At 60.8% G+C, this 26,825-nt stretch carries 23 protein-coding genes and 1 pseudogene; 14 read left to right on the top strand and 10 right to left on the bottom strand.

Features of this window, described 5'->3' with window-relative positions; genetic code table 11:
• Positions 1–65: 65 nt before the first annotated feature.
• Positions 66–374 carry an AzlD family protein gene (locus N2600_RS14530; protein ID WP_017965080.1) on the bottom strand — a complete coding sequence of 103 codons (309 nt, stop codon included), beginning with the start codon at positions 372–374 and terminating at the stop codon, positions 66–68.
• 3 nt (positions 375–377) lie between these two features.
• Positions 378–1,109, bottom strand: coding sequence for an AzlC family ABC transporter permease (locus N2600_RS14525; protein WP_170254988.1), 732 nt, complete (start codon positions 1,107–1,109; stop codon positions 378–380).
• Between the two features lie 133 nt (positions 1,110–1,242).
• Between N2600_RS14525 and N2600_RS14520 the strand changes: the two genes are divergently transcribed.
• Both N2600_RS14520 and N2600_RS14515 read left to right on the top strand, forming a co-directional pair.
• Complete coding sequence (locus N2600_RS14520) at positions 1,243–1,488, top strand: DUF2164 domain-containing protein (protein ID WP_033181033.1); 246 nt, start codon at positions 1,243–1,245, stop codon at positions 1,486–1,488.
• A 160-nt stretch (positions 1,489–1,648) separates the two neighbouring features.
• Positions 1,649–3,235: a hypothetical protein gene (locus N2600_RS14515; RefSeq protein ID WP_260298836.1), complete on the top strand. Its 1,587-nt coding sequence runs from the start codon at positions 1,649–1,651 to the stop codon at positions 3,233–3,235.
• 191 nt (positions 3,236–3,426) lie between these two features.
• Here N2600_RS14515 and N2600_RS14510 read toward each other — a convergent pair whose 3' ends face one another.
• From N2600_RS14510 to N2600_RS14495, 4 genes are all read right to left on the bottom strand, one after another.
• Positions 3,427–4,092 (bottom strand): dihydrofolate reductase family protein, encoded by a 666-nt coding sequence (locus N2600_RS14510; RefSeq protein ID WP_260296590.1) that lies wholly within the window; start codon positions 4,090–4,092, stop codon positions 3,427–3,429.
• Between the two features lie 99 nt (positions 4,093–4,191).
• Positions 4,192–4,818: a bifunctional nicotinamidase/pyrazinamidase gene (gene pncA, locus N2600_RS14505; protein WP_162115980.1), complete on the bottom strand. Its 627-nt coding sequence runs from the start codon at positions 4,816–4,818 to the stop codon at positions 4,192–4,194.
• Between the two features lie 333 nt (positions 4,819–5,151).
• Positions 5,152–5,649, bottom strand: coding sequence for a hypothetical protein (locus N2600_RS14500; RefSeq protein ID WP_260296589.1), 498 nt, complete (start codon positions 5,647–5,649; stop codon positions 5,152–5,154).
• A gap of 83 nt (positions 5,650–5,732) precedes the next feature.
• Positions 5,733–6,047, bottom strand: a complete 315-nt coding sequence (locus N2600_RS14495; protein WP_222386278.1) for a hypothetical protein — start codon at positions 6,045–6,047, stop codon at positions 5,733–5,735.
• On the opposite strand from N2600_RS14495, the gene N2600_RS14490 reads away from it, so the two are divergent.
• On the top strand, positions 6,046–6,393 hold the full coding sequence (locus N2600_RS14490; RefSeq protein WP_260296588.1) for a hypothetical protein: 348 nt from the start codon (positions 6,046–6,048) through the stop codon (positions 6,391–6,393). The two genes, N2600_RS14495 and N2600_RS14490, sit on opposite strands and share 2 nt — an antisense overlap.
• Positions 6,394–6,420: 27 nt before the next feature.
• Here N2600_RS14490 and N2600_RS14485 read toward each other — a convergent pair whose 3' ends face one another.
• Positions 6,421–8,901, bottom strand: coding sequence for an ATP-dependent helicase (locus N2600_RS14485; RefSeq protein WP_260296587.1), 2,481 nt, complete (start codon positions 8,899–8,901; stop codon positions 6,421–6,423).
• Positions 8,902–9,144: 243 nt separating this feature from the next.
• Between N2600_RS14485 and N2600_RS14480 the strand changes: the two genes are divergently transcribed.
• The 10 genes and pseudogenes from N2600_RS14480 (at position 9,145) to N2600_RS14435 (ending at position 23,187) form a co-directional block, all read left to right on the top strand.
• On the top strand, positions 9,145–9,621 hold the full coding sequence (locus N2600_RS14480; protein WP_222386276.1) for a VOC family protein: 477 nt from the start codon (positions 9,145–9,147) through the stop codon (positions 9,619–9,621).
• Positions 9,622–10,050: 429 nt separating this feature from the next.
• Complete coding sequence (locus N2600_RS14475) at positions 10,051–11,994, top strand: PrkA family serine protein kinase (RefSeq protein WP_017965069.1); 1,944 nt, start codon at positions 10,051–10,053, stop codon at positions 11,992–11,994.
• Positions 11,995–12,006: 12 nt separating this feature from the next.
• Positions 12,007–13,281: a YeaH/YhbH family protein gene (locus N2600_RS14470; protein WP_162115983.1), complete on the top strand. Its 1,275-nt coding sequence runs from the start codon at positions 12,007–12,009 to the stop codon at positions 13,279–13,281.
• Complete coding sequence (locus tag N2600_RS14465) at positions 13,278–14,828, top strand: SpoVR family protein (protein WP_260109060.1); 1,551 nt, start codon at positions 13,278–13,280, stop codon at positions 14,826–14,828. The genes N2600_RS14470 and N2600_RS14465 overlap by 4 nt, the downstream gene beginning before the upstream one ends.
• A 47-nt stretch (positions 14,829–14,875) precedes the next feature.
• Positions 14,876–15,154, top strand: a pseudogene (locus tag N2600_RS14460) (PIN domain-containing protein); the annotation flags it as partial.
• A gap of 180 nt (positions 15,155–15,334) precedes the next feature.
• Positions 15,335–16,267: an adenylate/guanylate cyclase domain-containing protein gene (locus N2600_RS14455; protein WP_162115986.1), complete on the top strand. Its 933-nt coding sequence runs from the start codon at positions 15,335–15,337 to the stop codon at positions 16,265–16,267.
• A gap of 267 nt (positions 16,268–16,534) precedes the next feature.
• Entirely contained in the window at positions 16,535–17,746 is a 1,212-nt protein-coding gene (locus tag N2600_RS14450; protein WP_222386274.1) for an efflux RND transporter periplasmic adaptor subunit, read from the top strand.
• Entirely contained in the window at positions 17,743–20,898 is a 3,156-nt protein-coding gene (locus N2600_RS14445; protein ID WP_260296586.1) for an efflux RND transporter permease subunit, read from the top strand. The genes N2600_RS14450 and N2600_RS14445 overlap by 4 nt, the downstream gene beginning before the upstream one ends.
• Before the next feature lie 373 nt (positions 20,899–21,271).
• A complete protein-coding gene (locus N2600_RS14440) occupies positions 21,272–22,270 on the top strand; it encodes a flagellin N-terminal helical domain-containing protein (protein WP_222386272.1) in 999 nt (332 codons plus the stop codon).
• Between the two features lie 251 nt (positions 22,271–22,521).
• Positions 22,522–23,187, top strand: coding sequence for an OmpA family protein (locus N2600_RS14435; RefSeq protein WP_222386271.1), 666 nt, complete (start codon positions 22,522–22,524; stop codon positions 23,185–23,187).
• Between the two features lie 52 nt (positions 23,188–23,239).
• Here N2600_RS14435 and N2600_RS14430 read toward each other — a convergent pair whose 3' ends face one another.
• Complete coding sequence (locus tag N2600_RS14430; RefSeq protein ID WP_222386270.1) at positions 23,240–23,647, bottom strand: DUF2000 family protein; 408 nt, start codon at positions 23,645–23,647, stop codon at positions 23,240–23,242.
• 45 nt (positions 23,648–23,692) lie between these two features.
• On the opposite strand from N2600_RS14430, the gene N2600_RS14425 reads away from it, so the two are divergent.
• Complete coding sequence (locus N2600_RS14425; protein WP_260296585.1) at positions 23,693–24,604, top strand: AraC family transcriptional regulator; 912 nt, start codon at positions 23,693–23,695, stop codon at positions 24,602–24,604.
• On the opposite strand, the gene N2600_RS14420 is transcribed toward N2600_RS14425, so the two are convergent.
• Both N2600_RS14420 and N2600_RS14415 read right to left on the bottom strand, forming a co-directional pair.
• The gene (locus N2600_RS14420) at positions 24,564–25,658 is read right to left on the bottom strand and encodes an AbrB family transcriptional regulator (protein WP_222386269.1); all 1,095 of its coding nucleotides are present in this window, start codon (positions 25,656–25,658) and stop codon (positions 24,564–24,566) included. The genes N2600_RS14425 and N2600_RS14420 overlap by 41 nt on opposite strands.
• A gap of 254 nt (positions 25,659–25,912) precedes the next feature.
• A complete protein-coding gene (locus tag N2600_RS14415) occupies positions 25,913–26,815 on the bottom strand; it encodes a LysR family transcriptional regulator (RefSeq protein ID WP_170254998.1) in 903 nt (300 codons plus the stop codon).
• Between the last annotated feature and the right edge of the window lie 10 nt (positions 26,816–26,825).

The raw sequence follows: 26,825 nt of genomic DNA, 5'->3' as shown, positions 1-26,825 counted from the left end.
ACGGCATTACGGCGTCGGCGACGCTATAATGCCTTGAGTTTCTGCGCCGGCTTTCGGGCCGGTGCTCAGGCGCCGATCGTGTGGCGCCAGGTCATCACGACGATCCAGGCGGCAACCAGCATCCATGTATGGGTGAAGCGCAATCCGATGAAGAGGGCGGCGATCAGCGCCAGCTTCGATTCCCAGCCGCCGATGAAGAAGGCGGGTGCGACGAGCGTCGTCAGCACGGCCGCCGGAACGGCATTCAGCGCCGCCTCCATGCGCGGGGGAATACTTTTCATTCGGGTGATGAGGATATAGCCGCCGATGCGGGTGGCGAAGGTGGCGGCGGCTGCGGCGAGGATAACGAGCGCCATGTGAAGATCGAATTCCATGGCTCAGACCTCGTGCACTTCGGATTGAAGGGCGTCGGCTTCGAGATCTTGCGGTTGCGGCGGCAGCGGCAACAGGGCGGCAAGCACGATGCCAACGGCGGCACCGAGGCTGACATGCCAGGGCGAGCCGACGTAGCGGTAGGCGAACACGGATGCCACCGCGCTGACGAGCGCCACGGGCAGGAAATTGTCTCGCTTGCGGAAGCCGAGGACGATGCCGAGGAAATAAGCCGGCAACAGGATGTCGAGGCCGATGGCCTTGGGATCGCCGATGAAACCGCCGAGCAGGCCGCCGGCGATGCTGATCAGCACCCACGGAATGTAGATGATGATGGCGAAGCCGAAATACCAGGCGAAGGTGAGTTGCCGGCCGGCCTCGGCGCGCTTGACTGCTTCGGCGAATTGCGGATCGACGAGGAGAAAAAAGGTAAAGAATTTCTGCACCGGCGTGAAATGGCCGATGTAGCGCGCCAGCGCCGCCGAGTAGAGCACGTGGCGGAAATTGACGGCGAGGATCGACAGTACGATCAGCCAGGCGTGGACATTGTGACCGAAGAGTTCAATGCCGACCATCTGGCTGGCGCCGGCATAGACGGTGGCGCTCATGAAGGCGGCTTCGGAAAGCGACATGCCATTTTCGACCGCCAGCGCTCCGAAGAGAGCGCCAAAGGGCGCCGATGCCAACGCAACGGCGGAGCCGCCCCGCAAACCTTCAACAAAGTCGGCGCGATTCATGCGATCTTGTCCAGTTGGAATTCAAGTTTTCCCTTATGGTCTACGGCTTGCGACGGCAATTGAATTTCCTTGATTGACCAATCGATTTTGCTGAACCATCAAAGTCCCGATCGCATTCGGCAAAGAGGCAGCTATGAAAAAGATCGAATTTTCCAAGGAAGAAAAGGCTGAAATCGTTTCGCGCATCCGCGCTTATTTCGACCGGGAACTCGATCCCATCGGTGCATTGCCGGCTGAATTCCTGCTTGACTTCTTCGCCGAGGAGATCGGGCCGTACTTTTACAATCGAGGGCTACGAGATGCCCAGGCCGCATTATTGCAGAGAATGGACGACGTAGCCGAGGATATCCATCTGCTTGAGAGGGAGGAAAAATTCTAAAGCGCGTCGCGATCTTCAAATTCGCTTGTCGCGCTTAAACCGCTGCACAGTTTCGCGCGACATGCTTCAGCGCCCTGAAACCAAAAGAGGCCTTCACTTAACGCCAATTTATTTCTGCGCCGATATGGTCGTGACGCTTTCGTTCACCGGGTTGCGTGTTATGGCCGTGATTGTCTCTGTTATCGATGAACCTCGATCTGCCAAGCTCGGCAAGGCGTTGATCCTTATGGTCTGGCTTGCGCTGGCGTCTGCGCTCTGCTGGTCCGAAACGGTCTGGCGTGACGAGGTTCGTGCGTTGTCACTCGCGCTTCAAGGGGATAACTTCATCGATATGCTTCGCCGGATGCATGGTGAGGGTCATCCTGCTGTCTGGTATATTCTGCTGCGCGCCGCCTATGCCGTGGTCGGCTCACCTGTCGTCCTGAAGATCGTCGCACTGACGATTGCAGCGACCGCGGCCTATCTTCTTGTTTTCAGGCTGAAACTGCCGCTTTCCATCATGCTTCTGTCGCTGTTCGGCAGCTTTTCGATTTTCGATTATGCCGCGATGTCGCGAAATTACGGCATCAGCATGCTGGTGATTTTCCTTATCGTCCTCAGTTGGGAGAAAGGAGCACGCAACGGGATATTGCTCGGCCTGTTGTTTGCCCTGCTGGCAAATACGAACGTCCATTCGGTCGTCCTCGTCGGCGGCTTCCTCGCCTATTGGTTTTTCGATTTAATTCTGGCCCGGCCAAGGCCGCCTCTGACGGCATATCGGGCCTTTGCGACCGCCGCTGCCATTGCCGCGGTTGGAATTGTTTTATGTTTCGTAACAGTCTATCCGACCTTCAACGATACGGGGCAGAACGATCTCAGCGGCGAGAATTTCGCTTTGCTTGTCCTTCGCGCTTTTGCCCTGACCAGTTCCCATTTTATGGCGTTCTATCCCAACAGCGTCCTTGAACTGGTCGTTGCGTATCCGTTGGCCGCCCAGATTTTCGCAGCGTTGATGTCCGCGCTCATCTACGGCAGCCTGTTGGCGCTGGCGAACCGATGGCCGGCTATGATCGCAGCGGGACTGGTTCTCTTGGGGCTTTCGCTGCTTTTTACGCTTGTCTATCCCGGCGGATACAGACATCAGGCGCTCTGGCTGGTTTTCATGATCGCGATCACTGCCATAGAGTCTCAGCGCGACGGGGCGGGCGTTGCAGGCATCGAGGCTGTTGGCGGCATCGTAAAGTTCGGGCGCCTGTGCTTCCTGATATTGCTGGCGCTACAGGTCGTGTCCGGCGTCGAGAAGGTCCACCAGGCCTTCATAGCCGAAATACCCCTGAGCCGAAGCAAGGATCTCGGTGCGTTCATTCAATCGCGCCCCGATCTCAAGGATGCGGTCATCATGGCGGATCCCGACTATCTGGTGGAAGCCTTGCCCTATTACGTCCGCAACCGCACCTATCTTCTGCGGGAGGAGCGGTTCGGCGCCATCGTACGATATACCTGGAATGCGCGGCTTTCGCTCAGCCTTGCCGATATTCTGCAAACGGCACACCGATTGCAGCAGAGTGAGCATGTCCCTGTTGTCATCCTTCTTTCACAACGACTTGATCAGATTACTGCGCCCGTTTCCCTGCGTGAAAGCTATGTTTGGCGGTTGATTCTGACGCCGGAAGATATTTCTGCTTTCCAGAGCGCGACAAGCCTCGTCAAGCGTTTCGGCGCGGTTGTCGGAAGCGATGAGACGTTCGACGTCTACGTCCTGAAATAAGCTACCGGCCGGCAGCTTATTTACACACGTCCACGCATTTGATCATTGTGACTTGCGTCCGCATTTCGTCGATTGCGGCGGCAACACCTTCGGGAGTGGCGCCGCGATTGGAGCGCGAATAGACGAACAAGGGCACGAGCCTCTAGACGGGACGCGACAGTGCCCGCGGCCCCGCAATCGCAAAGGCGCGTTCAGCCTTCACGCTTCATCCGCTCCCGGCGTTCGATCTCGGCCTCCGAGGGCTGCGCCAGCTCGAATGTGCCTGTCTTGATTGCGCCGGCGCGCTCGTAGACGCTCATGATGACGCCCGTCGTCGATATCGTGTTGGCAGTGAGCTTCAGCGCCTGCGGCTTGGCGCCTCGACCGAACAGGCGTTTGCCCTGGCCGAGGACGAGCGGAAAAGTCAGGAGCCGGAATTCGTCGATCAGGTCATGCGCCAATAGGGTCTGCAACAGGCCGCTGCTGCCCTGTGTCAGGAGGACGGGACCGTCCTCTCGTTTCAACCGGGCGATTTCGGCGGCGGCTTCGCCACGCAGGGCGACGGAATTTGCCCAGGTGAGCGGCTCGGTGGAAGTGGTCGCGACATATTTGGTCACGGCGTTGAAGACCTTGCCGATTGGATCGTCTTTCCCGACGAAGGGCCAGTGCGCGGCGAAGATTTCGTAGGTCTTGCGGCCAAGCAGCAGTTCGAAGGGATCGGTAAAGATCCCGCCCATGAACTGGCCCATCGGCTCGTCCCAATAATTGACGGTCCAGCCGCCCTGCGTGAAGCCGCCGGTCGGATCCTCCCGCGGCCCGCCCGGCGCCTGCATGACACCGTCCAAACTGACGAAGGCTGCAGCAACTAGTTTTCTCATCTCTCAACTCCCATTGTTGGTGTGTTCAGAGCCGAGGACGGATTAACTTGCACCGATCCGACATTCGACGCGGTTTTTTCTGGCGGTATCCGAGCTGAACTAGCCGGCCAAGGCCTTGACGCTGTCGATGATCGCGATGCCATGCGCCCGCATCTCTTCGATGGCGGCGGCGACGCCTTCGGGCGTGATGCCGCGGCTTGCGTCCTCGATGAAGCGCACGTGGATACCAGGCATCATCTCCAGCGCGTCGAGCGCGGAGAACTTGACGCAATAGTCGGTCGCCAGTCCGCAGACGTCGAGGTCGGTGACGCCCTGATCCTCGAGGAAATCGGAAAGGCCGGTCGAGGCATCGCGGTCATTGTCGCGGAAGGCCGAATAGCTGTCGATATCAGGATTCTCGCCCTTCTGCTGGATCAGGTCGATCTCTTCGGATTTGAGTTCGGGATGCAGTTCGGCATCAAGCGTACCCTGAATGCAGTGGTCAGGCCACATCATCTGCGGCTTGCCCGACAGTTCGCCCATCTCGAAGGCGGCGGCACCCGGATGGGCGGAGGCAAAGCTGCCGTGGCCCGGCGGATGCCAGTCCTGCGAGGCGACGATCAGGTCGTATTTGCCGCTGTCGATCAGTCTGTTTGCGACGGGAACCACCTTGTCGCCGTCAGGCACCGGCAGATTGCCGCCTGGACAGAAGCCGTTTTGAATGTCGACGAGCAGCAGCGCTTTCATCAAGGCTCAATCCCTTCGCTTATTGCAGTGTAGGACGCTAAGCACACCGAATGGATCAACTAGTGGATTTCCAGGCGCGAACGCGCAAGTGTTAATTCTGGCGCTAGCGGCAGTAAGTCGTCAAAGCAGAATGCTCTAATGCAATCATTGCGATAGCTGGTGGCGGTTCTCGTGGTGAAATGGAGCGGAGCGGCAAGGCACGTGCATGATTTCCGGATCGCAGACACGGCCGACGACGGTGGCAAGTGCCGCCAAATCGATCTGCCTGCGTGGACACTTTTGTGCGGCATCGATGGATCGAGGCTCCCCCGGCAGAGCCCGGATTTCAGCCAGCTAGACCGCCGCCACGTCTTCGGTTGCGGAATCGCCTGCTGCGGCGGAAGCGCCGTAGGTATTGCGGTAGGCCTGAAGGGCCGTCTGCATGTCGCTCAGCACTTTGGTGAGGAGCGGATCGCTGTCGCCCGAAGTCTTGATGCTGTTCGGTTCGGCGGCAATAAATTCGGATTCGGTCAACTTGCCGTCGCCATTCGTATCCATCGCGGCGAAGACGCCCTTGGAATTGTCGTCGCTCTGATCGCTGCCGTCGGCCTGATCGTCGCTGCTGTCGGTCTTCTGCATGGACAGCATCAGCGACAGAATGTCGGCGGTGATCTTCTTGACGATATCGGTGCCGCTGTCGTCGCCGTCGGTCGACGCCATGGCCGGTGTCGAGGACTGCGAGGCGGCGGCCAACTCGTCCGCCGATGTGACGCCGTCGCCATTCTTGTCCAGACTGGAAAGCGGAGACTGGTACTGGGTCATTGTGCTGCCGAGAGATGAAACACTGGTCACTTGAACCTCCTTCGAAAAGTTCGTCGTGAAGCCCGCCTTTCATGGGTGGGCAGCCTTTGGGCTAAGCTGATTTGCACAAGGCGTCAAAGCGACGTTTTGACAGGGTAGAAGTGCGATTGACGGCGCGGGGCGACGCACGTTAACCTTTCGGTTACCAAAGTTGTTTCATTGGAATTATTGGCTTTTTTCAGCGATTGCTTCGTCTGGAGGCGATTAAATCCATGTCCGTGTTTGCCTGAAATTGTCGTAATGAAGCGTGCGGAGGAGCCATGGGCGGAGTGCCGGGGTTTGCGCGGCTGCGACATTTCGTCTGCTTCCTGTGAGGGCGATGTCAGGTCGAGCTTGCTCTGGATCATGATTTCTGCCTTTCTTACCTCAGCAGCGGGAAGCGAAGCCATGTCCGAGCCGGATCCCGACGAAAAGATCGATGCGACATTTCGCAACGGGTCGCTGACAGCGGCCGGGATCATCCTCGGTTTCTCGCTCAATTTCATCAGTGTCTGGGTTTCCAACCCCAACGACTGGAGTCGCATCGATATTCCGCCGATGCTGTTCTTGACGATCGGCATCGCCATCCAGGTGAAGGTCTTTGCCGATCTGCTGGCGCGCGACTCTCTCTTTGCCGTCAAATATGATCGGTCTCGCCGGCTCTTCCTGATCGGATTGGGAATCGTCGCCACCGGAATCGGCATTGCGCTGATCAACGATATTGTTGGGATCGGAAGGATGCGGATGCTCGGGTAAACGTTCTCGCGTCGTGCCGAGGTGAGATCACACGCGCTCGACGAACCCGTCCAAGACCCGCTTCTGTCCGGCCCGGTCGAACTCGATCGTCAGCTTGTTGCCTTCGATGCCGGTGATGTTGCCGTTGCCGAATTTCAGGTGGAACACGCGGTCGCCGAGGGTGAATCTCGACGGTTCCGACGAGGTCGATTTGGCAACCAGCTCGCCTTCGATCGTGCGCCCCTTCGGGCCGCTCTCGCCGTAGCCGATGCGTTCGACGGCGTGGCCGGAGCGGGTGCCCCAATTGTCGCGTGTGGCGTCGGTCTTGTTGGCCTGGGCGCGTTTCCAGCCGGGCGTGGAATAGGAATTGGCGAAGGGTTCGGCCTTGTCGAAGCGGGACTGGCCGTAGCCACCGCGGCCGTACCCGCCGTAGCTCTGTTCCATTTGAGCGACCTCGACATGGGTTTCCGGCAGTTCGTCGAGGAAGCGTGAGGGCAGGGTCGATTGCCAGAGGCCATGGATGCGGCGGTTGGAGACGAACCAGATGTGGCAGCGATGCTTGGCGCGGGTGATGCCGACATAGGCGAGGCGGCGTTCCTCCTCCAAGCCGGCGCGGCCGCTCTCGTCCAGCGAGCGCTGGTGCGGGAAGAGGCCTTCCTCCCAGCCGGGCAGGAAGACGGTGTCGAATTCCAAACCCTTGGCTGAGTGCAGCGTCATGATCGAGACGGCATCAAGGTTCTCGTTGGTCTCGGCATCCATCACCAGCGAGACGTGTTCGAGGAAGCCGCGCATCGATTCGAAGCTTTCCATCGAGCGGATCAGTTCCTTGAGGTTCTCAAGGCGGCCCGGCGCTTCGGCGCTCTTGTCGTTCTTCCACATGTCGGTATAGCCGGACTCTTCGAGGATCTGCTCGGCCAGCTCGGTATGCGGTGTCTTTTCAAGCAGTTCCTGCCATCGGCGGAAAGATTGAATCACGTCGAAGAGCGCCTTTCGCGCCTTCGGCTTCAGCTCGTCGGTCTCGATGATGTCGGCGGCCGCCGCAAGCATCGGGATATCGCGGGCACGCGCATAGTCGTGCAGCGCGCGCACCGTCGTATCGCCGAGGCCCCGCTTCGGGGTGTTGACGATGCGTTCGAAGGCGAGGTCGTCGGAGGCTTGCGCAACGAGGCGGAAATAGGCCAAGGCGTCGCGGATCTCGAGGCGCTCGTAGAAGCGCGGGCCACCGATGACGCGGTAGTTGAGGCCGAGGGTGACGAAGCGGTCTTCGAATTCGCGCATCTGGAACGAGGCGCGCACGAGGATCGCCATGTCGTTCAAGAGATGCTTGCCGCGCTGGAGCTGCTCGATCTCCTCGCCGATGGCGCGGGCTTCCTCCTCCGAATCCCAGGAAGCGTGGACCTGCACCTTGACGTCGTCCGGATCGGAGCGGTCGGTGAACAGCGTCTTGCCGAGACGACCCTCATTATGGGCGATCAGATGGGCGGCGGCGCCAAGGATATGTTCGGTCGAGCGATAGTTGCGCTCGAGCTTGATGACCTTGGCGCCGGGGAAATCCTTTTCAAAGCGCAGGATATTGTCGACCTCCGCGCCGCGCCAGCCGTAGATCGACTGGTCGTCGTCGCCGACGCAGCAGACGTTCTGCGGCTCGCCTTTGGATCGCTGGGCGAGAAGCCTGAGCCACATGTATTGGGCGGTGTTGGTGTCCTGGTACTCGTCGACGAGGATATAGCGGAAGCGGCCGTGATATTCCTTCAAGAGGTCCGGGTTCTTGCGGAAGATCGCGATCGGATGCATCAGCAGGTCGCCGAAATCGCAGGCGTTCAGCGTCGTCAGGCGCGCCTGATAGGCGAAATAGAGATCGCGGCCGCGGCCATTGGCAAAGGCGCGAGCGTCGCCCTCGGGGATATCGGCCGGGCCGAGCCCCTTGTTCTTCCACGTGTCGATCATGCCGGCGAACTGCTTGGCCGGCCAGCGCTTATCGTCGAGACCCTCGGCCTGGATCAACTGCTTGATCAGGCGAACGACGTCGTCGGTATCGAGAATGGTAAAATCGGAGCGCAGGCCGACGAGCTCGCCGTGGCGTCGCAGAAGTTTGACGCCGATCGAATGGAAGGTGCCGAGCCAGGGCATGCCTTCGACGGCGCCGCCGACGAGCAGCGCGATGCGCTCCTTCATCTCGCGGGCGGCCTTGTTGGTGAAGGTGACGGCGAGGATCTGCGAGGGAAAGGCGCGGCCGGTATTGAGGATATGGGCAATGCGGGTGGTGAGCACCCGCGTCTTGCCAGTGCCGGCGCCGGCGAGCACGAGGACGGGGCCTTCCAGCGTTTCGACGGCTTCGGTCTGCTCGGGGTTCAGCCCGGTGAGGTAATCCGGCCGCTTGCCGCCGTCGCGGGCCGCCATGGCGCGTGCGGCGATGCCGCCACCGGTGGCGGGCGCCCTTTCGGCGGGTGCGGCAGGCGGCTGCGGCTTGCGCGCCATCTCGCCCGGCTCTTCGTCGAAGAAGGGCATATCGTCGAAACTATTGCTCATGGCGCGTAATGTAGTGATTCGGGAAGGAAAGACCAGAAAAGATGTTCTGCTTTCATTCCCGAGCCGGCGCTATCCAGGCGGCATGTTACAGGCGGCAAGGCCGCCGCCGAGCCCGGCTGCGGTCAAGATGCGGGCGGGCAGGGCTAAAATTCCGATCGCGGCGTGTCGGAACCGGCGCCAGTAAGGCGTCCTTGAGGCATCGGACAGCAGTCCGGATCAACACCCGTCAACAAGGAGGCCGTCATGCCGAAGGTCGTTTCAAATCTCTGGTTCGCCGAGGAAGCGCGCGAAGCCGTCGAATTCTACGTGTCTGTTATCCCGGACTCCAGGATCGGCCGCACCACCATACTTCAGGCGGAAACGCCGAGCGGGCCTCCCGGCAGCGTCGAGCTGATCGAGTTCACGCTCGCCGACCAGTTCTTCCTGGCCATGAAGGCCGGCCCGCTCGATAGCTTCAACCATTCCTTCTCGATTGCGATCCTCGTCGAAGGTCAGGCCGAGATCGATCGAATATGGGAGGCATTCCTCGCCAATGGCGGTACGCCGGAGGCCTGCGGTTGGCTGAAGGACCGCTGGGGCCTTTCCTGGCAAATCGTGCCGCGCGTGCTATCGGAGATGATCGCCGACAGCGACCCTGAGCGGGCGAGGCGCGTGACCGAAGTGATGCTCGGCATGGTCAAGATCGACGTCGCTGTGCTCGAGAATGCGTTCAACGGCTGAGAGGCCTGTGGAGACATGATCGCAAATCAGGCGCATGATAGTCATGCGCCTGATTCCCTAAGAATATCCCCAAATTTCGATGACATACGATCCGTCGCGCATCGATATTCACCGATCGAAGCAGGTTCGCCGCCTGCCAATCGCTGACTTTCGTGATCTCGAATCACGGGCGACATTGCACACCTTTTTCATCTTTCTGTCACGTCGTGAAATGTGCTGATACCGCCATGGGGGCTTTCTCAACTATACTGATCGACAGTTTCGTACAGTAATTAAAGAACCGGTGGATGCACAATTTTGTGCATTGCTAGAAATGGCCGGTGAGCGTGGAATAGCCGAAGAAACTATTGATTCTCAGGAACGTCATGGCCATCTCGATGGTTATAGGGACACCTGAAGCCTGTGGCATTAACCTTGAATGGAGGGCCCATGCTGAGCGAATCCGTATTTGATGCGTTCACCCGCAGTTATGATGCGCGTCGCGAAACCGATATGTCGATCGCGGAATATCTCGACCTTTGCAAAAAGGAACCGCTTGCCTATGCCAATGCGACCGAGCGCCTGCTCGCCGCGATAGGCGAGCCGCAGATGGTCGATACCGCCAAGGACGCGCGCCTCGGCCGGATCTTCATGAACCGGACCATGCGGATCTATCCGGCCTTTGCTGGTTTCCACGGCATGGAAGAGACAATCGAACGCATCGTTTCCTTTTTCCGGCACGCGGCGCAGGGGCTCGAGGAGCGCAAGCAGATCCTTTATCTGCTCGGCCCGGTCGGCGGCGGCAAGTCATCGCTGGCGGAGCGGCTGAAGCTGCTGATGGAGGTTCATCCGATCTACGTTCTGAAGGCGGGTGACGAGATCAGCCCCGTTTTCGAAAGTCCTCTCAACCTGTTCGACCCGGACACGATGGGATCGCTCCTCCAGGAGCAATACGGCATTCCCCTGCGGCGCCTGAGCGGACTGATGAGTCCGTGGTGCCTGAAACGGCTCGACGATTTCGGAGGCGATATTTCCCGCTTCCGCGTCGTCAGAGTACAGCCTTCGCGGTTGCGCCAGATCGCCATCGCCAAGACCGAGCCTGGAGACGAGAACAATCAAGATATCTCGTCGCTGGTCGGCAAGGTCGATATCCGCAAGCTGGAGACCTATTCCCAGAACGATCCCGATGCCTACAGCTATTCGGGCGGGCTCAACCGCGCCAATCAGGGCGTGCTCGAATTCGTCGAGATGTTCAAGGCGCCGATCAAGATGCTGCATCCGCTGCTGACGGCGACGCAGGAGGGAAACTATATCGGCTCCGAGAATATCGGCGCCATACCCTTCTCCGGCATCGTCCTTGCGCATTCGAACGAAGCGGAATGGCAAACCTTCAAGGCCAACAAGAACAACGAGGCCTTCATCGACCGTATTTGCGTGATCAAGGTGCCCTATTGCCTGCGCGTCACGGAAGAGCAGAAGATTTACGAGAAGCTGATCGAGGGATCGGAACTCGCCGATGCGCCGTGCGCCCCCGCGACGCTCGAAATGCTGGCCCGCTTCTCCGTGCTTTCGCGTCTGCGCAAGCATGAGAATTCGACATACTTCTCGAAGATGCGCACCTATGACGGCGAGAGCCTGAAGGAGACGGATCCGCGCGCCCGCAGTGTCCAGGAATATCGGGATGCCGCTGGCATCGACGAAGGCATGGACGGGATATCGACCCGCTTCGCCTTCAAGGTGCTCGCCTCCACCTTCAATCACGACACCACGGATATCGGCGCCGATCCGGTTCATCTGATGTATGTGCTGGAGCAGTCGATCCGACGCGAGCAGTTTTCCGACGATGTCGAGAAGCGCTATCTGGAATTCATCAAGGCCGATCTTGCGCCGCGTTACGCAGAGTTTATTGGCAATGAGATTCAGAAGGCCTATCTTGAGTCCTATGCGGATTACGGACAGAACCTGTTCGACCGCTACGTTGATTATGCCGATGCCTGGATCGAAGATGTGGATTTCAAGGATCCCGATACCGGCCAGCTTCTCGACCGCGAGCTCCTCAACCAGGAACTGACGAAAATCGAAAAGCCGGCGGGAATTGCCAATCCGAAGGATTTCCGCAACGAAATCGTCAAGTTCTGCTTGAGATCACGGGCAGCCAACGGCGGAAAGAATCCGTCATGGACGAGCTACGAGAAGATCCGGGAAGTCATCGAGAAACGAATGTTCTCGCAGGTCGAGGATCTTTTGCCCGTCATATCCTTCGGTTCGAAGAAGGATTCGGAAACAGAAAAGAAACACAGCGAGTTTGTCTCGCGCATGGCTGCGCGGGGCTACACGGAGAGGCAGGTTCGGCGCCTCGTCGAATGGTACATGCGCGTCAAACAGGCAAGTTAATGTGGAGCCAATATGCACATTGTCGACCGTCGGCTAAATCCGCGCGGTAAAAGTCTGGAAAATCGGCAACGGTTTCTTCGGCGCATGAAGGGCGCCGTGCAGCAGGCGGTAAAGCGTTCTCTGCAAAACCGGAACATTCGCGATGTGCTCGACGGCGGGGAAATCAGCCTGCCGATCGATGGAATGGCCGAGCCGAACTTGAGAAGGGGCGATGGCGGCATTCGCGACCACATCCTGCCTGGAAACAGGGCCTTTGTCGAAGGCGACATTCTTCCGCGCCCGCCGGGGAGCAGGGGCGGAAAACCCAAGGATGCGGGCGAAGGTGACGGCGAGGACGGCTTCCGCTTTGTGCTGACGCGCGAGGAATTCCTCGATGTGTTCCTGGACGATCTGGAACTGCCCGATCTTGCCAAGCGGCGTCTGGCCGAAACCGAGGAGGAAACTCCCTTCCGTGCCGGCTATTCCGTGTCGGGATCGCCGTCCAACATTGCCGTCGGTCGCACGACCAGGCTCGCGATGATGCGCCGTGTCGCGCTTCACCGTCCGCGCCGCGAAGAAATCGAAGCCCTGCAGCGGCAGATCGAGGAATGCGAGGACGACGAGAGCCGGCTGGCGCTTGAGGCAAAACTCAAATCTCTGACGGAAAAAAGCCGGCGCATTCCCTATATCGATCCGCTCGACGTGCGGTATCGCCGCTTCGAAAACGAGCCGAAGCCTGTGGCAAAGGCCGTGATGTTCTGCTTGATGGACGTCTCCGGCTCCATGTCGGAACACATGAAGGACCTGGCGAAGCGGTTCTACCTGCTGCTCTACCTTTTCCTGTCGAAACGCTACAAGAAAGTCGAGATCGTCTTCATCCGCCATACCGACAAGGCCGAGGAAGTCGACGAGGAAACCTTCTTCTATGGTCCGGCAACCGGCGGCACGCTGGTCTCCAGTGCGCTAGCGGCAATGCGGGCGATCATCGCGGCGCGTTTCGATCCGGCGGAATGGAATATCTATGGCGCCCAGGCATCGGACGGCGACAACGCCCATTCCGACGGGAACCTGAGCGGACAGCTGCTGCGCGAGATTTTGCCGCTGTGCCAGTATTTCGCCTATATCGAGGTCGGCGAAGAAGGCGGTGACTCCTCGATATCACGCTCACCGCTTTGGATGCTCTATGACGGGATCCGTTCCGAGCTGCAGCCGCTTTCGATGCGCAAGGTCTGCCGGCGAAACGAAATTTTCCCTGTTTTCCATGATCTCTTCCAGAAACGTGACGCACAGTCGAAGGTGACGCCATGACCATGACGATGAGGCCACGAGAACGGCTGTTGTTCGAGGGGGCCGACTGGGACTTTTCAACACTTCAACGCATTCACGACGCCTGCGAGGAGATCGCGCTCGGCGAACTTGGCCTCGACGTCTATCCGAACCAGATTGAAGTCATTACCTCGGAGCAGATGCTCGATGCCTATTCGTCGACCGGCATGCCGCTCTTCTACCGCCATTGGTCCTTCGGCAAACACTTCGCGCATCACGAAACCTTCTACCGCCGCGGGATGCGCGACCTCGCCTATGAGATCGTCATCAACAGCTCTCCCTGCATCTCCTACCTGATGGAGGAAAACACGGCGACGATGCAGACGCTCGTCACCGCGCATGCGGCCTTCGGCCACAACCATTTCTTCAAGAACAATTATCTCTTCAAGCTATGGACCGATGCCGAGGGTATCCTCGATTACCTCGATTTCGCCAAGGGTTATATCACCCGCTGCGAGGAGCGTTACGGCGAGATGGCCGTCGAGCGCACGCTGGATGCAGCCCATGCGCTGATGTCGCACGGGGTGCATCGATACGCGGGCAAGACCACGATCGATCTTCGCCAGGAGGAGAAGCGACAGCAGGAGCGCCGCGCCCACGAGGAGCAGATGTTCAACGATCTGTGGCGCACTGTCCCTGTCGGCAAGGCTCGGAAGGCGGGCGACAGCGGCCTGGAAAAGCGCCGCGCCGCCCTCGGTCTTCCGCAGGACAACATCCTTTATTTTCTCGAAAAATCAGCGCCGCGGTTGCAGCCGTGGCAGCGTGAAATCCTTCGCATCGTCCGCCACGTCGCACAATATTTTCACCCCCAGCGGCAGACCAAGGTAATGAACGAGGGAACCGCCACCTTCGTCCACTACCAGATCATGAACCGGCTTCACGGGCGGGGGCAGATTAGCGACGGAAACTTCCTCGAATTCCTGAAGTCGCATGCCAACGTCGTGTTCCAGCCGAGCTATGACGACCGTCGGTTCTCGGGCTTCAATCCCTATGCGCTTGGCTTTGCGATGATGCAGGATATCGAGCGGATCGTCACGACGCCGACGGAAGAGGACCGCGCATGGTTCCCCGATATCGCCGGAAGAGGCGATGCGATGGCGGTCCTGCGCGACATCTGGGCCAATTACCGGGACGAAAGCTTTATCAGCCAGTTCCTCAGCCCGAACCTGATCCGGCAGCTGCGGCTGTTCCATCTCTACGACGATCCCGAACAGACCGAGGGGGTGCTGGTTTCGGCGATCCATAATGAGCGCGGATACCTGCGCATCCGCCGCCAGCTCTCCCGCGAATACGATATCGGCTGGACCGATCCGGCCATCGATATCGTCGATGTCGACCTCGCCGGCGACCGCCGCCTGTTGCTGCAGCACATCGTCATGAATGGCTGCTATCTTCAGGAAGCCGACATGAAACTGGTCTTGCAGCATCTTGCCGATCTCTGGGGCTACGAGGTCCTGCTTCAGGAAATCGATGATTCCAACAGCGTCGCGAGAGAACACACGGCGAGCCCGCGCAAGATCATTCAGTAACCTGGCGTTTTTCTTGAATTGCCGGACTTAGATAGATCTGGAGCCGTTACGGTCTTGCAAAGCGAGGCTATCTGAAGGCGCTGTCAGAACGGATCAAGCATTTCCTGCACCGGGTCGACGTTGTTCCTTGGGATCACGACATCACGCGAGCTTATGGCGACCTGCGCACTGCCTGCGAAGCCAAAAGCATGACCCTGTCGCCCCTCGATATGATGATTGCCGCTCATTCAGTTGCAACTGCCGCAACCCTCGTCACGCGCGACAAGGCTTTTCCGTGTGTTTCGGAGCGTTTGAAGGTCAATGACTGGGCGAATGAAGAAAGCTGAATCGTCCACGCCGCCTCTCATGTCCGGGAAAACGCGGGTCGACGATCAACAATTATCGGTGGCAACGAAGACAAAGGCTTAGTAACTTACCGCCGCTGCAATAGCCCATGATCTCCAATCGACCATTTTAGCCTTTGCAGCAATCTTTCCCGAGGGCGGATAGCGCGGAGACGAGAGACCATGAGTGACACGCGGCGCAAGCTGACGACGATCTTCTGTGCTGACGTGCAGGACTATACGCGGCTGATGGGGGCTGATGAGGAGGGGACGCTTGCGAGCCTGAAGCGCTGCCGGGAGGCGATGGGGCGCCTGATCGAAAGCCATGGCGGCCGCGTCATCAATACCTGGGGCGATGGACTGATCGCCGATTTCCCGAGCGTGGTCGAAGCGGTGCGCGCGGCCGTCGACACTCAGAACGAACTCGCTGGCTTCAACGCCCGCCGCCCGGCCGACGGGCGCATGCTCTTCCGCATCGGCATCAATCTCGGCGACGTGATCGTCGAAGGCGACGACATCTATGGCGACGGGGTCAATATAGCGGCGCGGCTGCAGGCGTCGGCTGCGGCCGGCGGCATCGTCATATCAAGTTCCGTTTACGACCAGGTCCGCAACAAGGTGACTGTTGGTTTCGAGTTTCTCGGACCGTTGATGGTGAAGAACGTCGATGAAGGCGTGCCGAGCTACGCGGTGAAGATCGGCGACGCCAAGGACGAGACGCCGCCCGCTCAACGATCCGGCTCCGCGCGTCCGCAGCCGCAGCCGCAGCCGGCGGCGGTTATGGCGGCTGATACGGCCGAGGCAAGGCCGATACCGCGCGGACGCAGGCTGTACGGCGTGCTCGCCGTCATCGCCGCTGTCCTGATCGGCATCAATCTGCTGTCATGGCAGGGCGTCTTCTGGGGGCGTTTTCCGGTGCTTGCGCTCGCCGTCGTCGCGGCGCTTGCCTGGAACCGCGATCAGATCCTGTTCAACCGCAGGATCACCTCGCTGGCAATCCTGGCGCTCGGCATTGCCGGTATCAACCTCTTCACTTGGACGGGGCAGTTCTGGGCGGTGTGGCCGATACTGGGCATTGCGGCCGTGATGGGCCTGCGGTGGTCGATGCGCCGATAGACGTCCAACCCGCATCGCCAGGGATTTGTACGGTATCTCGGCCGATAATCGGCGGTGTCAAGGACATGGGCGAGTGTCCGTTCAAGCAAAAGTGAGCGGCCGGGTTATTTCCATTCTTTGCTGATATTACAAATCGGTAATGCCGCCTGCTTATGCTTGCCGGTAAGCTGCAAACGCGCGATATTGTCGCATCAGCGGGGGAATCTTGATCCCCAACGCCTCTTTCGACCGACCCTGGTCCAACCTTGAGTCCCTCCGGAGACGTGAATGGCCTTTTGGAAGCAGTTCATACTGTCGATCATCGCCATTGTTGCCGGCTTTGCCGCGTGGGTTTTCTTTGTGCCCGGCGCCGGCGATATGATGCGCGATGCAGGTATTCCAGACAGCATCGTTTCCAAGATCGCGCCGAAGGCTGAAGAGACAGCGGATGCCGACGCTCCTGCCCGGGCGCAAGGGCAGCAGCGTGGCGACGGGCAAGGGCAGGGACAGAACCGCCGAGGTGGCGGCGGGCGCAACAGCGCCATTCTCGTCGCCACGCAGGCTGTCGTCCAGGGCGTCGTCAACGACCGGCTGAACGCCATCGGCACGGGTGACGCGATCCGCTCGGTCGCGGTCACGCCGCAGGCATCGGGCACGATCCGCGAAATCCTCATCAAGTCGGGCGATAGGGTCAAGGCCGGGCAGGTGCTCGCCAAGCTCGACAGCGAGGAGCAGGTGATCGCCCGCGGCCAGGCCGATGTGGCGGTCAAGGCCGCCGTCGAGAAATCCAATCTCTATCACAACATCAAGTCCAGCGTGTCGCGCATGGACGTCTTCGATTCCGAGATCGCCGAGCAGGGTGCTCGGTTGCAACTGCAGGCCGCCGAGCTCAATCTCGCACGGCGTAATATCACCGCGCCGATCGACGGCATCGTCGGCATCGTACCGGTCAATATCGGCGACAACGTCACGACGAGTATCCCGATCGTCACGCTCGACGACCGTTCGGAAATCCTCGTCGATTACTGGGTGCCGGAGCGCTTCGCCAATACAGTATCGGTCGGCCAGCCGGTCGAGGCGATGTCGGTCGCACGGCCGGGACAGGTGTTTTCGGGCGTGGTCGAAGCCGTCGATAACCGCATCGACGCGGCAAGCCGCACGCTTCGCCTGCGCGCCAAGATCGACAATAGTTCGGATGAACTGCGCGCCGGCATGTCCTTCAACGTCAGCATGAAATTTGCCGGCGACAAATATCCGGCGGTCGATCCGGTCTCCGTGCAGTGGGACTCGCAGGGCTCCTTCGTCTGGCAGGTCAACGACGACAAGTCACGCAAGGTGCGGGTCAGCATCGTGCAGCGCAACCCGGATTTCGTACTCGTCAAAGCCGACCTCAAGGACGGCGACGTGATCGTCACACAGGGCCTGCAGCGCGTGCGTGAGGGTGGGGCGGTGCGTGTCAACGCCGACGTCGCCGCGAATGCGGGGGTCGTCGCCCGATGAGCGTGACCGAGATTCATCAGGACAGAGGCTCGGGCAAACAGGGCTTCACCGCGCTTTTCGTTCGCCGGCCGATCCTGGCGCTGGTGTTCAACACGCTGATGGTCGTTGCCGGCCTTGCCGCCTATGTCGGCGTCGAAGTGCGCGAACTGCCCGATGTCGACCGTCCCGTCGTCACCGTGCGCACCACCTTCGACGGCGCATCGCCGCAGACGATCGACCAGGAGCTGACCAAGGTGATCGAGGGGGCGGTCGCGCGCGTCAGCGGCCTGAAATCGATTTCGTCGACCTCGTCCTTCGGTCAGAGCCGGGTGACGTTGGAATTCTCGGATGCGATCGATCTCTCGGTCGCCGCCAACGACGTGCGCGACGCGATCGGCCGCATTACCCAGAACCTGCCCGACGAAGCGGATGCGCCGCAGATCGTCAAGGCGGATTCGGATTCCTCGGCGATCATGCGCCTCGCCGTCACCTCCACCAAGCTCAACATGGACGACCTGACCCAACTGGTCGAAAACGAGGTGATCGATCGCCTCGCCTCCGTCGACGGGGTTGCCGACGTCGAGGAATATGGCGACCAGGAGAAGGTGTTCCGCGTCGACGTCGACCAGGGGGCTCTCGCCAGTCGCGGGCTGACCATCGGCGACCTGACGAAGGCGCTCGATAATGCGGCACTCGACGTACCGGCCGGCTCGCTGAAGAGCAATACGCAGGATATCGTGGTGCGCGCGACCGCCAACCTGCAGACGCCGGCGGATTTTTCCAACGTCATCCTGCAGGACCGCGTCAGGCTCGGCGACGTCGCGACGGTGATGCTTGGGCCGCGCGACGGCGAAACGGCGCTGCGCTCCAACGGCAAGCTGGGCATCGGCCTCGGCATCATCCGCCAGGCGCAGTCGAATACACTGAACATCTCGACCGGCATCAAGGCGGCCGTCGACCAACTGTCGAAGACGCTGCCCGAGGGCACGACGATCGCCATCACCAGCGATGACGCCGTCTTCATCCAAGGTGCGATCCACGAGGTGGTGCTGGCGCTGGTGCTCGCCGCCGTCATCGTCACCGCCGTCATCTATCTCTTCCTGCGCGATTGGCGGGCGACGCTGATCCCGGCGGTCAGCATGCCGGTGGCGCTGATCGGCACGCTGGCGGCGATCTACATGGTCGGCTTCTCGATCAACATCCTGACGCTGCTCGCGATCGTGCTGGCGACCGGCCTCGTCGTCGATGACGCGATCGTCGTGCTCGAAAATATCGTGCGCCGGCGCGCCGAAGGCATGGGGCCGCGCGCGGCCGCGGTGCTCGGCACGCGCGAGGTGTTCTTCGCGGTGATCGCCACGACGGCGACGTTGGCGGCCGTCTTCATTCCGCTCTCCTTCCTACCGGGACAGGTCGGCGGCCTGTTCCGCGAATTCGGCTTCGTGCTCGCCTTCTCGGTCGGGCTGTCGTCGATCGTGGCGCTGACGCTGTGTCCCATGCTTGCCTCGCGCATGCTGACGAAGCCGATGCTCGAAGATCACGGCGCGCTCGGTCGCTTCGGCGGCGCGCTTGCCAGTCTCTACAAATGGGCCCTGCACGCCTGTCTCAACGCGCCCTTCGTCGTCATCCTCTTCTCGGTGATCTTTGCCGGCGCGGCACTCGTCGCCTTCTCGACGGTCAAGAGCGAGTTGACGCCCGAAGAGGACCGCTCGATGGTGATGATGCGGCTGACGACGCCGCAGGGATCGAGCCTCGAATATACCCGCGACAAGATGCAGCTCGTCGAGGAATATCTGCAGCCGCTGGTCGACAGCCGTGACATCCGCAACGTCTTCTCGATCTCGGGGCAGGGCGGGTCGCTGAACAGCGGCTTCATGGTGCTGACCCTCGCCCCCTGGGGAGAACGTGACAGGACACAGACGGAGATCGTCGGCGATATCAACCAGGCAGCCTCCAGGGTGCCGGCGCTGCGCGGCAATGCCATCTCCTCCAACAGCTTGCGCATCCGCGGGGCCGGCAGTGGTCTGCAGATGGCGCTGATCGGCAATGATCACGAGGCGTTGACGGCGGCGGCCGCCAAGCTGGTGCAGGCCCTGGAGGCCACTGGGCAGTATGATACGCCGCGCTTGACCAACGAGCCCAGCCAAGCGCAGGTATCGGTGGCGATCGATCGCGAGCGCGCGTCCGATCTCGGCATCGACATAACCGGGCTCTCGACGGCGATCCAGTCACTGCTCGAAGGGCGCTCGGTGGTCGACGTCTTCGTCGACGGCGAATCCTATCCCGTGCTTCTGACCTCGACGACGCGGCCGATCGACGATCCGACCGACCTTGAGAACGTGTTCCTGAAGACCGGCGACGGCAAGATCGTGCCGATGTCGGTCATCGCCACGATGAAGGAAGGCTCGGTCGCGCCGCAGCTCAACCGCGAGCAGCAGCTGGCCTCGGTGGCAATCACCGCCGGCCTCAAGAACGGCATGTCGCTCGGCGATGCGGTCAAGCAGGTCACTGAACTTGCCGCGCCGCTACTGCCGGCGGGCTCGCGTTTGTTGCCGCTCGCCGAAGCCGCGACGCTGGAAGAGAATTCGAGCGGCATGGCGCTCACCTTCGGTTTTGCCATCGTCATCATCTTTCTGGTACTGGCGGCGCAGTTCGAAAGCGTGCTGTCCTCGCTGATCATCATGTCGACGGTGCCGCTTGGTCTTGCCTGCGCCGTCTTTGCGCTTGTTATCACCGGCTCCAGCCTCAACATCTACAGCCAGATCGGCCTGGTGCTCCTGGTCGGCGTCATGGCGAAGAACGGCATCCTGATCGTCGAATTTGCCAATCAGCTGCGCGACCGGGGCGAAGATGTGCGGTCCTCGATCGAGAAGGCCTGCGCGCTACGCCTTCGCCCTGTGATGATGACGATGATCGCCACCATCCTCGGCGGCGTGCCACTGGTCTTTGCCCATGGCGCCGGTGCCGAAGCGCGTATTGCGCTCGGCTGGGTGATCGTCGGCGGTCTTGGTTTCGCGACGCTGGTGACGTTGTTCATCACGCCGGTCGCCTATCTGCTGCTTGCCCGCTTCGCCAAGCCGCACGCCCATGAGGAGGCGCGCCTGCACGAAGAGATGTCGGTCGCCACGCGGCCGCGCGCTGCGCCCGACGACGAGCATCTACAGGCCGCCGAATAAGGCTTTCATCCGATTTCGAATGCTGCCGGACCTGCTGCATAGTTCCTTGAATCCTAATCGATTTAAGGACAAAGTTACGCGGCAATTCGAAGTGCTACAGCGTCCTTTGCGGGTCTCAGAAGACGCGCGACGCCGCAATCCGGCGGCGTTTCTCTTGGTGTATGAAACCTTGTGAAATAAGCTAAATTACTTCTGAAGTTTAGTCGTTTATTAAGCATAAACGGCAATGATTGTTACCAGCAACCAATGGTCTTCTTCGTTTCTTGGAGGCCGCAACGCGCTGGAATTCCAGCGACCCCGGACATGAGAGTCCGTGCGGACGGTTCATTTCTTGTGCAGTTTGCGTCTTGTTGTGTTTTTGGAGTTTCGTTTCGTGAGTATTTATCAGCGCGTCTCGGTGGATGCGGCGCTTCATGTGCTGCGCGATATCAACCGTAACATGGCGGTCACGCAAAACCACATCACCACCGGCATGCGTGTCGCAGAGGCCAGAGACAATTCCGTCTACTGGTCGATCGCTACCACTGCTCGAACCGACAACAAGGCGGTTTCGGCGATCCAGGATGCACTCGGTATGGCGGCGGCGACGATGGGAACGGCCTATACCGGCGTTCAGAATGTCATCGACGTCGTCTCCGAAATCAAGGCCAAGCTGGTTGCCGCGACCGAGGACGGCATCGACAAGAACAAGATCAACGACGAGATCAAACAGCTGCAGGAGCAGTTGCGCAGCGTTTCGGAATCGGCGACCTTCAATAGCGACAACTGGGTGGTCCTTACCAACGATGCGACGCCGACGCAGCCGCGCCAGATCCCGGCCTCCTTCATCCGCAACGCCGATGGCACGATCTCGGTCGGCATGTTGAGCTACCATATCGACACGACGCCGAGTGGGACCACGACCTCCAAGGACGCCCGCTACTTGATCGACGATCGCGCCACCGGTTCGGGCGAATACGGCGTGTTGACATCGGCCTACTTCGCCACCGAGCTCGGCGCCTCGCAGGACTATGTGCTGATGCAGAGCAAGAACGGCACCACCACCGGGCAGGTGGTGATTTCGCTCTCGGCCGGCACGACGAAAGGACAGGTCAGCGAAATGATCAGCGTCGTCGATGCAGCGCTGACGCAGCTGACGACGGTCGGTTCGGCTTTTGGCGCGCTGGAAAAACGCATCAATCTGCAGAACGACTTCGCGACGAAACTGCATGACAACATCACCGGCGGCATTGGCCGGCTCGTCGATGCCGACATGGAGGAGGAGTCGAGCAGGCTGCGGGCGCTGCAGACGCAGCAGCAACTCGGCCTGCAATCACTGAACATCGCCAACGCAACTTACGATACCGTGCGGCAGTTGTTCCAGAATTTCTGAGGCCAGACTCTCTTGATCATAAACGCGTGACATCGAACTCCGCAGGTAGGAAGTGCTTTCCGCCGCGGAGTTTTCACAAATTCGCGTGCAGGCGCAGGGACGGCATCCACCAAAATTGGTGATAATCAGCGCATTCCGGCAACATGGCGGTGTTTCGACGTCCGAATTTGCCGTATCAGGAGAACATCTTCATTTTCTTGCCGCAATCCTTGCCATTTGCTCGCATCAGTCGAACGGAGACCGTCCTGTCCATGATCAAAAAATTCATACTTCTAGCTATTGCCACAAGCTATCTCAGCGCCTGCACGACGACCGATCCCTATACCGGTGAACAGAAGGTTTCCAATACGGCCGGCGGCGCCGCGCTTGGCGCCCTCGGGGGCGCGCTCGTCGGCGTGGCCGTCGGCGGCGGCGGCCACGGCAAGCGCAATGCGGCGCTGATCGGCGCAGGCGTCGGCGCTCTCGCCGGCGGTGCGATCGGCAATTACATGGACCAGCAGGAATCAGAGCTTCGCGCCCAACTCGAAGGCACTGGCATTTCGGTGACTCGTAACGGCGACAACATCATCCTCAACATGCCCTCGAACATCACCTTCGACGTCGATCAGGATGCGGTAAAGCCGGGCTTCTATCCGACGCTGAATTCGGTGGCGATCGTGCTGCGCAAGTTCAACCGCACGCTGATCGACGTCAACGGCCATACGGATTCGACCGGCAGCCTGCAGCATAATCAAGACCTGTCGCAGCGCCGCGCGTTGTCGGTTGCCGATTATCTCGGCGGCCAGGGCATCGACCAGCGCCGCGTCTCCGCTGTCGGTTACGGCCCGTCCCAGCCGGTCGCCTCCAATGCGAACGAGGCCGGCCGCGCACAGAACCGCCGCGTCGAGATCCAGATCGCGCCGATCACGCAGGGCTGATTTCGGCTCATGTGCATTTGCGGAAAGGCCGGGTCACTCCCGGCCTTTCTCGTCAGTGCTGCATCGTCGCACCCTTGGTGATTTTGTCGACGATCTTCTTTTCGGCGCGCAAGGCGATGCCGACCACCTTGGCGTCTTCGGGCGCAAATTCTGCGAAGACGGCGCGGTTGGCTGCGTCGTGGCCGGTTGCAAACATTTCCTCGATAAAGAGCGAGCTGGTGATATCGCGCTCCAGCGCGCGGCGATGAATGGCTGATACGGTCGCCTCGTCGGCGGAGAGCACGATGATCGGCTGGATCGATAGCGGATTGTAGAGGTTGCCGGCGCGGTCCCTATAGGCTGCGCCGATAATCTCGGGATGCCGGCCGGCGATGCCTGTCATCAGGAAGGCGGTGACGTTCAGCTTCTGCCAGCCGGCAAGATTGTTTCGCAGGACGACGGCAATTTTGGTATCAAACATCGGACGGTCTTTCACCTATCTACGGCTTACGGAGTATCGAGCGCGTTGAACCAGGATTTACATCCACAGGTCTTCGAAGGTCTTGAACGTTTGTGCGCGGGCCCCTCCGGCAACGCCATCCTGGCTGCGCCGGCCTTTCCCGGCATCGAACGCATCGAGGCGCAGTTCTCAGGCAATGCCTTCGAGCCGCATCGGCACGACACCTATGCACTCGGCGTGACGCTGAAGGGGGTTCAGACCTTCCGCTATCGCGGCGAGCGGCGCTTCAGTCTGCCGGGGCAGGTGATCGTGCTGCATCCCGACGAAGAGCACGATGGCGGGGCGGGGACGGAAGATGGGCTGCAATACCGCATGCTCTATCTGGAGCCGTCGCTGCTGCTTGAATGCCTGGAGGCGGATGGGGTCGGCCTGCCATTCGTCGGCGAACCCGTGATCGGCGATCCGGCGCTGGCGGGTGTACTGCTGGCGGCTCTCGGCGAACTCGACCGCGAACTGGACGCGCTTTTCGTCGACGATTTCGTATCGCAGGTGGCAGGCGGCCTGTCCCGGCATGCGCGCCTGCCGTCGCGGCCGCTGGGCCCCGTCGCCTGGCGGCAGGCGCGGGCGGCACGGGATTATCTCGAGGCGCACGCGACCCGGGCAGTGAATTCCGGCGAGCTTGAGGCGGTAACGGGTCTCGACCGTTTTGCGCTGTCGCGGCATTTCCGGGCGGCCTTTGCCACCAGTCCGCATCGCTACCTGCTGATGCGGCGGCTGCAGCGAGCCCGGGCGATGATCGGCGCGGGCGAGGGGATTTCCGATGTGGCGGCGGCGACAGGGTTTGCCGACCAAAGCCATCTCAACCGCCATTTCAAAAAGGCCTACGGCATGACGCCTGGCCAGTGGGCAGCACTCGCATTCCACCCCAAGCAGGGCACTAGGCGGGGCTTTCCGCAAGGCCGGAACGGCGTGCGATAAAACGGGCGAGCATCGGGCCGATCATCAGGATCACCAGGAAACGGCCGGTCTGCATCGCCATCACGAAGGGCACGTCGACGTCGCTGGAGGCGGCGATGATGGCGACGGAATCGGCGCCGCCGGGGCTGGTGGCGAGATAGGCGGTCAGCGGATCTATGCCGGCGAAGACGTGAAGCCCCACAGCCATGCAGCCGCAGAGCGCCATCAGCAGCACGATGCAGGCCGATACCCTCGGCAGGGCGCGCGCCACGTGCTTGAGGATCGAGCGGGTGAAGCGCAGGCCGATGCTCCAGCCGACCAGTGCGTAGGCGATGGCGAGCAGCCACATCGGCAGCTCGATCTTCAGCAGGCCCATCCCCTGCAGCAGGGCGCCGAGAAAGAGCGGCACGATGATCGTGCCGCCCTGGAGGCGCAGGCGCCAAACGCCATAGGCACAAAAGGCCGCAAAAGCCATGGTCGCTGCAAAGGCCGGCCGGTCAATCTCGGGAAAGAGGACAAGCGGCGGCGGCTCGGCGCCGTCGGCTGCCACCCACAGACGCGAGATCACCGAGGCGCCGACGGCGACGAAGACAACGCGCAGATACTGCATGAAGGCGACGAGACGGGCATCGGCGCCATAAGCTTCCGACATGATGACCATGGCGGAGGCGCCGCCCGGCGAGGAGCCCCAGACCGCGGTCGTTCCCGGCAGCACCTGCCAGCGCGTCAGCAGCCAGCCGAGGCCGGTGGCAATGGCGATGACCGAGAAGATGAACAACAGAAAGAGCGGCGCGTCTTTCGCCATGGTGCCGAGAATATCGGGCGTGATGGTGCGCGCCATCATCAGGCCGACGAGGACCTGGCCGAATTGCAACGGCCAGAAGGGCACGCGAAGCTTTCCCTTGCCGACGGTTAGCGCCAGCGCGATTGCAGCGACCATCGGCCCTATCAGCAGCGAGGCCGGCAGGGCGAAGAGCTCGAGGAAGACGACGAGAGCCGTGGAAAGCGCGAGCAGCAGCGCCCATTTCGGCAGGCCGGCATCCCGCAGCAGGCGGCTCGCGTCGCTGAATGACATGATCCCCGTATCTTTCCTGGCCGTGCCAAGCCCTGAAGCTGAAGGTAGGGGAAGCTCCGGCATGACGAAGAGAGGCCGGCTGCAGGAGCCGCCCGGCGCGGGTCCGGTATAGGTGGGTGGCACGGCCGCGGTCAATTGCGAAATCTGGCTTCTTGGCGTCTTGGCATGCGAAACTGATTCATGCGGCCGCTTCAAGTCGTTGTTTTCATGCAGATCGTCCTCCAAAGCCACTGAACGGTTTTGAACGAGATGCACTAGAAATGCACATGGCTGACGAGAAAATCGAGCAGCGCGCGTACACGCGCCGGCAGCGGGCCACCCTGGCCCATATAGAGGGCGTAGAACTCTTCGAGATCGCCGGGATTGGCCTCCTCAAGCACCGGCACCAGGCGCCCGGCATCGATATCGGCGCGCACGGTGAAGGCGGCAAGGCGGGCAAGGCCGGCACCTGACAAAGCGAGGTGGCGCATGGCTTCGCCGTCTCCCACCTGCACGCCCGGTGTGATCGGGATCATCACCGTTTCGCCGTCCTCGCGCAGCGGCCAGCCCTCGATGGCGCGGGCATAGGAAAAGCCGATACGGCAATGACGGCGGAGATCGGCGGTCGTGTGTGGTTTGCCGTGACGCGAGAGATAATCCGGCGACGCGACGATGATCTTGCCGGTGACGCCAAGCTTGCGGGCGATCAGGCTGGAATTCTTCAAGGGGCCGGCGCGGATCGCGACATCGGCGCGCTCTTCCATCAGGTCAACTATCCTGTCGGTATGGGAAATATCCAGCGTCACGGCCGGATGATGCGCCATGAAGGCAGGTACGAGCGGCGCCAGCAGATGGTTGCCGAAGGAGCCGCTAGTGTTGATGCGGATGCGGCCTGAGGCCTGTTCGCCGGTCGAGGCCTGATGCTCGGCCTCGGTGATATCGGCAAGGATGGCGATGCTGCGCTCGTAGAAGGCGCAGCCTTCCGGCGTCAGTTGCAGCCTTCGCGTGGAGCGGTTGACGAGGCGGGCGCCGAGGCGTGTCTCTAGCCGGGCGACGAGTTTGCTGACGGCCGACGGCGTCATGCGCCGGGCCGTGGCGGCGGCCGAAAATCCACCGCGCTCGACGACACTGACGAAAACTTCCATTTCGCCGGAGCGATTGATGTCCTGACGGCTCATGATGAATTCA

The sequence above is a fragment of the Rhizobium sp. WSM1274 genome, assembly GCF_025200775.1.
GTDB lineage: Bacteria > Pseudomonadota > Alphaproteobacteria > Rhizobiales > Rhizobiaceae > Rhizobium > Rhizobium leguminosarum_I.
The sequence above is the reverse complement of the archived record's forward strand: the minus strand, read 5'-3'. Positions and strand labels throughout refer to the sequence as shown.

What these genes read in the sequence shown, in the direction of transcription:
- N2600_RS14475 (WP_017965069.1), top strand. Translation starts at nt 10,051, where the DNA reads ATGCTGAGCGAATCCGTATTTGATGCGTTCACCCGCAGTTATGATGCG.
- N2600_RS14530 (WP_017965080.1), bottom strand. Translation starts at nt 374, where the DNA reads ATGGAATTCGATCTTCACATGGCGCTCGTTATCCTCGCCGCAGCCGCC.
- N2600_RS14470 (WP_162115983.1), top strand. Translation starts at nt 12,007, where the DNA reads ATGCACATTGTCGACCGTCGGCTAAATCCGCGCGGTAAAAGTCTGGAA.
- N2600_RS14430 (WP_222386270.1), bottom strand. Translation starts at nt 23,647, where the DNA reads ATGTTTGATACCAAAATTGCCGTCGTCCTGCGAAACAATCTTGCCGGC.
- N2600_RS14525 (WP_170254988.1), bottom strand. Translation starts at nt 1,109, where the DNA reads ATGAATCGCGCCGACTTTGTTGAAGGTTTGCGGGGCGGCTCCGCCGTT.
- N2600_RS14495 (WP_222386278.1), bottom strand. Translation starts at nt 6,047, where the DNA reads ATGGCTTCGCTTCCCGCTGCTGAGGTAAGAAAGGCAGAAATCATGATC.
- pncA (WP_162115980.1), bottom strand. Translation starts at nt 4,818, where the DNA reads ATGAAAGCGCTGCTGCTCGTCGACATTCAAAACGGCTTCTGTCCAGGC.
- N2600_RS14465 (WP_260109060.1), top strand. Translation starts at nt 13,278, where the DNA reads ATGACCATGACGATGAGGCCACGAGAACGGCTGTTGTTCGAGGGGGCC.
- N2600_RS14450 (WP_222386274.1), top strand. Translation starts at nt 16,535, where the DNA reads ATGGCCTTTTGGAAGCAGTTCATACTGTCGATCATCGCCATTGTTGCC.
- N2600_RS14480 (WP_222386276.1), top strand. Translation starts at nt 9,145, where the DNA reads ATGCCGAAGGTCGTTTCAAATCTCTGGTTCGCCGAGGAAGCGCGCGAA.
- N2600_RS14435 (WP_222386271.1), top strand. Translation starts at nt 22,522, where the DNA reads ATGATCAAAAAATTCATACTTCTAGCTATTGCCACAAGCTATCTCAGC.
- N2600_RS14455 (WP_162115986.1), top strand. Translation starts at nt 15,335, where the DNA reads ATGAGTGACACGCGGCGCAAGCTGACGACGATCTTCTGTGCTGACGTG.
- N2600_RS14510 (WP_260296590.1), bottom strand. Translation starts at nt 4,092, where the DNA reads ATGAGAAAACTAGTTGCTGCAGCCTTCGTCAGTTTGGACGGTGTCATG.
- N2600_RS14490 (WP_260296588.1), top strand. Translation starts at nt 6,046, where the DNA reads ATGTCCGAGCCGGATCCCGACGAAAAGATCGATGCGACATTTCGCAAC.
- N2600_RS14520 (WP_033181033.1), top strand. Translation starts at nt 1,243, where the DNA reads ATGAAAAAGATCGAATTTTCCAAGGAAGAAAAGGCTGAAATCGTTTCG.
- N2600_RS14445 (WP_260296586.1), top strand. Translation starts at nt 17,743, where the DNA reads ATGAGCGTGACCGAGATTCATCAGGACAGAGGCTCGGGCAAACAGGGC.
- N2600_RS14515 (WP_260298836.1), top strand. Translation starts at nt 1,649, where the DNA reads ATGGCCGTGATTGTCTCTGTTATCGATGAACCTCGATCTGCCAAGCTC.
- N2600_RS14415 (WP_170254998.1), bottom strand. Translation starts at nt 26,815, where the DNA reads ATGAGCCGTCAGGACATCAATCGCTCCGGCGAAATGGAAGTTTTCGTC.
- N2600_RS14420 (WP_222386269.1), bottom strand. Translation starts at nt 25,658, where the DNA reads ATGTCATTCAGCGACGCGAGCCGCCTGCTGCGGGATGCCGGCCTGCCG.
- N2600_RS14485 (WP_260296587.1), bottom strand. Translation starts at nt 8,901, where the DNA reads ATGAGCAATAGTTTCGACGATATGCCCTTCTTCGACGAAGAGCCGGGC.